Below are 5,548 nucleotides of genomic sequence, written 5' to 3'. Positions count from 1 at the left end.
GCCGCCCCGCGCCACCGTGACCGCGCCTGCGAGCCAGGACGCGCGGCGCCCCCCGGACGCCCGCGAGGTGGCGCCGCGCACCTCCGCCGCCCCGCCGGCCTCCGCGTCGTCGACCCTCGCGACGCTCGGCGCGGGCATCATGCTGCTCGGGCTGGGCCTGGCCTTCTTCGCGCTGCGGCTGCGCCGCCGCTGAGATCCCGCCCTCCCCCCCCGCACCCGGGCGCCCGGACGTCACCCTGCCCGCGCGTCCGCACGCCGGCAGTGCGGGCGTCCTGACGGATTGAACCGCCGCTGACCTGGGGTTATGCGGGCCGGTACGACTCAAGGATGACGTCACACGTCCCCCTGAGGTCGCTTGCGAGCGACGACATACCCGGTATACATACTGAGTATGTCGATTCGCCACGGGCTTCTGGCCCTGCTCGAAGAGGGACCGCGCTACGGCTCGCAGCTGCGCTCCGACTTCGAGAGCCGCACCGGTGCCACCTGGCCGCTGAACGTCGGTCAGGTCTACACGACCCTCAACCGCCTCGAACGGGACGGCATGGTCGTCCAGGAGAGCGCCGACGAGGCGGGCCACCCGGTCTACACGATCACCGACCGCGGGCGGGAGGAGCTCGCCTCCTGGTTCCGCACGCCGGTCGGCCGCACGAACCCGCCCCGCGACGAACTGGCCATCAAGCTCGCGATGGCCGTGGGCGCGCCGGGCGTGGACATCCGCGAGGTCATCCAGGCGCAGCGCCACCACACCCTCCAGGCCATGCAGGACTACACGCGGCTCAAGGCCCAGGCGCTCGAACCGCCGCCGGAGGCCCGCGAGGAGGTGGCCTGGCTGCTCGTGCTCGAACAGCTGATCTTTCAGACCGAGGCCGAGGCCCGCTGGCTGGACAACTGCGAGGCCCGGCTCGTCCGGCTGTCCCTGCTGCCCGCCGCGGACAAGGCCCCCGGGGCGCCGGGCGCGGGCGAGCCCGCCCCGGGCACCCCCCGGGCCGCCACGACCTCCACGTCCGCCACCGCACCACGCGGCACGTCCGCGTCCTGAGACGCGGCGCCGCCCGCACCGAACCCGCCGCCCAAGGAGACCTCTCTTGTCGCACCTCACCCCCCAGCCCGGCCTGCCGGCCGAGCCGCCGCCCCCGGGCGGGCAGCCCGCCGCCGCTCCCGTCCTGCGCCTGGTGGACCTCACCCGCGTCCACGGCACCGGCGCCACCGAGGTGAACGCCCTGCGCGGCGTGCACCTCGACGTCTTCGCCGGCGAACTGGTCGCCGTGATGGGCCCCTCCGGGTCCGGCAAGTCGACGCTGCTGAGCCTGGCCGGCGGCCTGGACGTGCCCACCTCCGGGCAGGTGATCGTGGAGGGCACGGACATCACCTCGATCAGCCGCAAGCAGCTCGCCGCGATGCGGCGCCGCAGCATCGGCTACGTCTTCCAGGACTACAACCTGGTGCCCGCGCTGACGGCCGTCGAGAACATCTCGCTCCCCCGGGAGCTGGACGGCGTCTCCGCGCGCAGGGCGCAGGTCGAGGCGCGGGCCGCGCTGGAGGAGATGCGGCTCGGCGACCTCGCCGACCGCTTCCCCGACGAGATGTCCGGCGGTCAGCAGCAGCGCGTGGCGATAGCCCGCGCGCTCGTCGGCGACCGTCGGCTGGTCCTCGCGGACGAACCGACCGGTGCCCTCGACTCCGAGACCGGCGAGTCCGTCCTCGCGCTGCTGCGCAACCGGTGCGACGCGGGCGCCGCGGGCATCCTCGTCACCCACGAACCGCGGTTCGCCGCCTGGGCGGACCGGGTGGTCTTCCTGCGCGACGGCACGGTCGTGGACCAGACCGTCCGCACCGGGGCCGAGTCCCTGCTGAGCGGGCAGGCGGCCGAGCGGTGACGACCTGGTACCGGTCCTGGCGCGTGGCGCTGCGCATCGCGCGCCGCGACGCCTGGCGCTTCAAGGGACGCAGCTTCCTCGTCCTCGCGATGATCGCGCTCCCCATCCTCGGCGTGAGCGCGCTGGACCTGACGTTGCGCAGCTCGGAGCTGACGCCGTCCGAGACGCTGACCCGTGACATCGGTGCGGCCGACGCCCGGGTCAAGGACCTCGATCTCGCCGGGGTGCCGATCCTGCAGGACCCGGCGAGCCTCATGTCGTACACGACCGCCAAGGACTACGGCGACAAGTCGTGGCCCGACGGGCCCGGCAGCCTCGCGAAGGCCCTGCCCGCGGGCGCCCGGACGCTCACCGACTCCTCAGCCCAGGTCAGCCTGCGCACCACGCACGGCATCCTGGACACCGAGGTGCGGGAGCTGGCGTCGAGCGACCCGATGGCCAAGGGCATCCTGCGCCCGGTGGACGGGCGCCTGCCGCGCTCCGCGCACGAGGTCGCGGCGACCACGCACTTCCTCGCGTCCAGCGGACTGAAGGTCGGCTCCGAGCTGACCGCGCGCGACCTGGCGACGAAGTACCGCATCGTCGGCTCCTACGAGCTGCCCAGCGCCCTGGGCGAGGACCAGGTCAACGCGCTGCCGGGTGCGCTGCTGAAGCCCCTGGCCGCGGCCCTGGCCGCCAAGGGCCTGCCGCCGTTCACCCCCGACTCCTCGCACCTGGTCGCCGTGCCCGGCGGCGGCGGTTTCACGTGGAACATGGTGCAGGCCGCCAACGCCCACGGGTTCGCGGCGACGTCCCGCGCGGTGACGCTGCACCCGCCCGCGCGCGCCGACGTGCCGTACTTCCGGCAGAGCGGCCAGACGTCCGACGACGGCAGCGACAGCGCCGTGGTCGCGTCCATCCTGGCGACCATCGTGGGTCTCGCCATGCTGGAGATCTGCCTGCTCGCCGGGCCCGCCTTCGCGGTCGGCGCCCGTCGCTCGCGCCGGCAGCTCGGACTGGTCGGCGCCAACGGCGGCGACCGGCGCCACATCCGGGCCATCGTGCTGGGCGGCGGCGTCGTGATCGGCGTGGCCTCCGCCGTCATCGGCACGGTGCTCGGACTCGCCCTCACCTACGCGCTGCGCCCGGTGCTCGAGGACGCCATCGGCAAGCGGTTCGGCTCCTTCACCGTCCGGCCCGCGGAGATCCTCGCCATCGCCGGGCTCGCCGTGCTCACCGGCGTCCTGGCCGCGATCATGCCCGCCGTCACCGCGTCCCGGCAGACGGTCCTCGCGTCCCTGACCGGCCGCCGCGGGGTCCGCAGGAGCAGCAGGGTCCTGCCCGTGCTCGGCCTGATCGCCGTCGTGATCGGCGCCGCGATCGCGCTGTACGGGTCGACCGTCTCCGACAGGTCCGTCATCGTCGTCGGCGGCAGCGCCCTGGCCGAACTCGGCTTCGTCGCCCTCACGCCCGCGCTGGTCGGCCTGTTCGGCCGGCTCGGCGGCCTGCTGCCGCTCTCGCCGCGGCTCGCGCTGCGCGACTCCGTGCGCAACCGGGGGCGCACGGCCCCCGCCGTCGCCGCGGTGCTCGCCGCGGTCGCCGGCACCGTCGCCGTCTCCACGTACACCGCGAGCAGCGACGCCCAGTCCCGGGCGGAGTACCGCCCGCAGCTGCCGTACGGCGCCGTGTCGGTCCTGACCACCGAGGACGGCGGCCGGGACGTGCCGGCGGCGCGGGCCGCCGTGGTGAAGTCCCTGCCCGTCCGGGTGCGGGCCGATGTCGACCGCATCCAGACCGGCAAGCCGTCCTGCGACCTCTACAGCAGCGAGCCGGGCTGCGGACACGCCGAGATCGTCGTGCCGAAGGCCAACCAGTGCCCGCTGTGGACCTACGGGGACGCCGGCGCGGACAGGGAGGTCCCGATGGACCAGCGCCGCAAGCTGGCCAAGGACCCGCGGTGCCAGGACGACTCGGGCAGCGACGTGACCACGGGCATGCTCGTCGGGGGCGCGAGCGTGCTGCGCGTCCTCGGCATCCACGACCCGGCGGCCGAGCGGGCGCTCGCCGCGGGCCAGGTCGTCTCGCTCTCCCCGCGCAACGTCAGCACGAAGGGCGGGCACGACACCGTCAGCCTGCGGATCTACGCCGACGGCGCCAAGGAGCAGGAGGCGCTCGACAAGGGCAGGACCCCCGCGAGCACCGTCACCACGCTGCCCGCCCACACGGTGGCGTCCGGCACGAACGCGTACGGCGAGCAGTTGCTGATGACCCCGGCCACGGCCAGGGCCGCGCACCTGTCCACCGTGCCGTACGGGGCGTACTACACGACCGGTTCGCTGCCCACTGGCGCACAGGAGCAGAAGGCGAACGGGGCGGTCGCCGACCTCGGCGGCATGATCGACCTGCACATCGAGAAGGGCTACACCAGCAAGAACAACATCGTGCTGCTCGCCCTCGGCCTGTTCGCGGGCCTGATCACGGTGGGTGCAGCGGGCATCGCGACCGGTCTCGCGCAGACCGACGCCGAGGCCGACCTGAAGACGCTGGCCGCCGTCGGCGCCCCCGACCGGGTGCGCAGGACGCTCAGCGGCTTCCAGTGCGGGGTGGTGGCGGCGATGGGGGTGATCCTCGGATCGCTCGCCGGCGTGCTGCCGTCCATCGGGCTGCGGCTGAGCGAGCGCCGCGACCTGATCGCCCAGTACAAGCACAACGTGGCGCAGGGCTCCTTCTCCGACGCCCTGCCGCACGTGCCGATCGTGGTGCCCTGGGGCACGATGCTGGCCCTGCTGGTCGCCGTCCCCGTCGGTGCGGCGCTGCTGGCCGCGGCCGTCACCCGCTCCCAGCGCTCCCTGTCGAGGAGGGCGGCTACCTGACCCGGCCCCACCGGTGTGCGAGACACTGGACCCATGGAGATGCCGAGCAACGAACGGTCGCAGGAGAGCCCCCACATTCTCGTGGTGGGACAGGACGGTATGGCTCTCGGTGGCGGTGACGCCGAGGACGCGCCGCGCGAGAGCCCGGTGACGGAGATGGTCGAACAGCCCGCGAAGGTCATGCGTATCGGCAGCATGATCAAGCAGCTGCTCGAAGAGGTGCGCGCTGCCCCTCTGGACGAGGCGAGCCGGGTGCGGCTCAAGGAGATCCACGCCGGCTCCGTCAAGGAGCTGGAGGACGGGCTCGCCCCCGAACTCGTGGAGGAGCTGGAGCGGCTGTCGCTTCCCTTCACGGAGGAGGCGGTGCCGTCCGAGGCGGAGCTGCGCATCGCGCAGGCCCAGCTCGTCGGCTGGCTGGAAGGCCTCTTCCACGGCATCCAGACGGCCCTGTTCGCGCAGCAGATGGCGGCCAGGGCCCAGCTGGAGCAGATGCGCAGGGCGCTTCCGCCCGGGACGCTGCCGGAGGACGAGGCCGAGGGCCAGCAGGGCCACGGCGCGATCCGGTCCGGGCCGTACCTGTAGGCCCGGCCGGGCCCCGGGTCCGGTCACCGGCCGCGGGGCGGGGGCCGTCCTGCGCCGGGCGCGGGAGGCCCGGGTCGGCGCGAGCGTAGGTGTCCTGCTCACGACGGGGGACGTCCGCGTCCCGCGCGGGGCGCGGACGCTCTCGACGGGATCGGGCCGCCGCGCGCGGGCGCGGCCGTGTTCCGGTTACGGCCGGGGCGGGGGAGTGCGACTCGGTCACGACCGAGGCGGGGG

At 74.3% G+C, this 5,548-nt stretch carries 4 protein-coding genes and 1 pseudogene; all 5 read left to right on the top strand.

Annotation, left to right across the window (positions count from 1 at the left end):
* Positions 1-193: pseudogene (locus L1885_RS22625) on the top strand (hypothetical protein); the annotation flags it as partial.
* A 198-nt stretch (positions 194-391) separates the two neighbouring features.
* The gene (locus L1885_RS22620; protein ID WP_235799010.1) at positions 392-1,042 is read left to right on the top strand and encodes a PadR family transcriptional regulator; all 651 of its coding nucleotides are present in this window, start codon (positions 392-394) and stop codon (positions 1,040-1,042) included.
* Between the two features lie 73 nt (positions 1,043-1,115).
* The gene (locus L1885_RS22615) at positions 1,116-1,880 is read left to right on the top strand and encodes an ABC transporter ATP-binding protein (RefSeq protein WP_235799012.1); all 765 of its coding nucleotides are present in this window, start codon (positions 1,116-1,118) and stop codon (positions 1,878-1,880) included.
* Positions 1,877-4,732 (top strand): FtsX-like permease family protein, encoded by a 2,856-nt coding sequence (locus tag L1885_RS22610; RefSeq protein ID WP_235799009.1) that lies wholly within the window; start codon positions 1,877-1,879, stop codon positions 4,730-4,732. Before L1885_RS22615 ends, L1885_RS22610 begins: the two co-directional genes overlap by 4 nt.
* 33 nt (positions 4,733-4,765) lie before the next feature.
* Entirely contained in the window at positions 4,766-5,314 is a 549-nt protein-coding gene (locus L1885_RS22605; RefSeq protein ID WP_308117377.1) for a bacterial proteasome activator family protein, read from the top strand.
* Positions 5,315-5,548: the final 234 nt, after the last annotated feature.

It is taken from the genome of Streptomyces fuscigenes, assembly GCF_021556455.1.
In the GTDB taxonomy this organism is placed as follows: Bacteria; Actinomycetota; Actinomycetes; order Streptomycetales; family Streptomycetaceae; genus Streptomyces; species Streptomyces fuscigenes.
Note: the sequence above shows the minus strand (reverse complement) of the source record. Positions and strands in the feature narration are given on the sequence as shown.

What these genes read in the sequence shown, in the direction of transcription:
- L1885_RS22620 (WP_235799010.1), top strand. Translation starts at nt 392, where the DNA reads ATGTCGATTCGCCACGGGCTTCTGGCCCTGCTCGAAGAGGGACCGCGC.
- L1885_RS22605 (WP_308117377.1), top strand. Translation starts at nt 4,766, where the DNA reads ATGGAGATGCCGAGCAACGAACGGTCGCAGGAGAGCCCCCACATTCTC.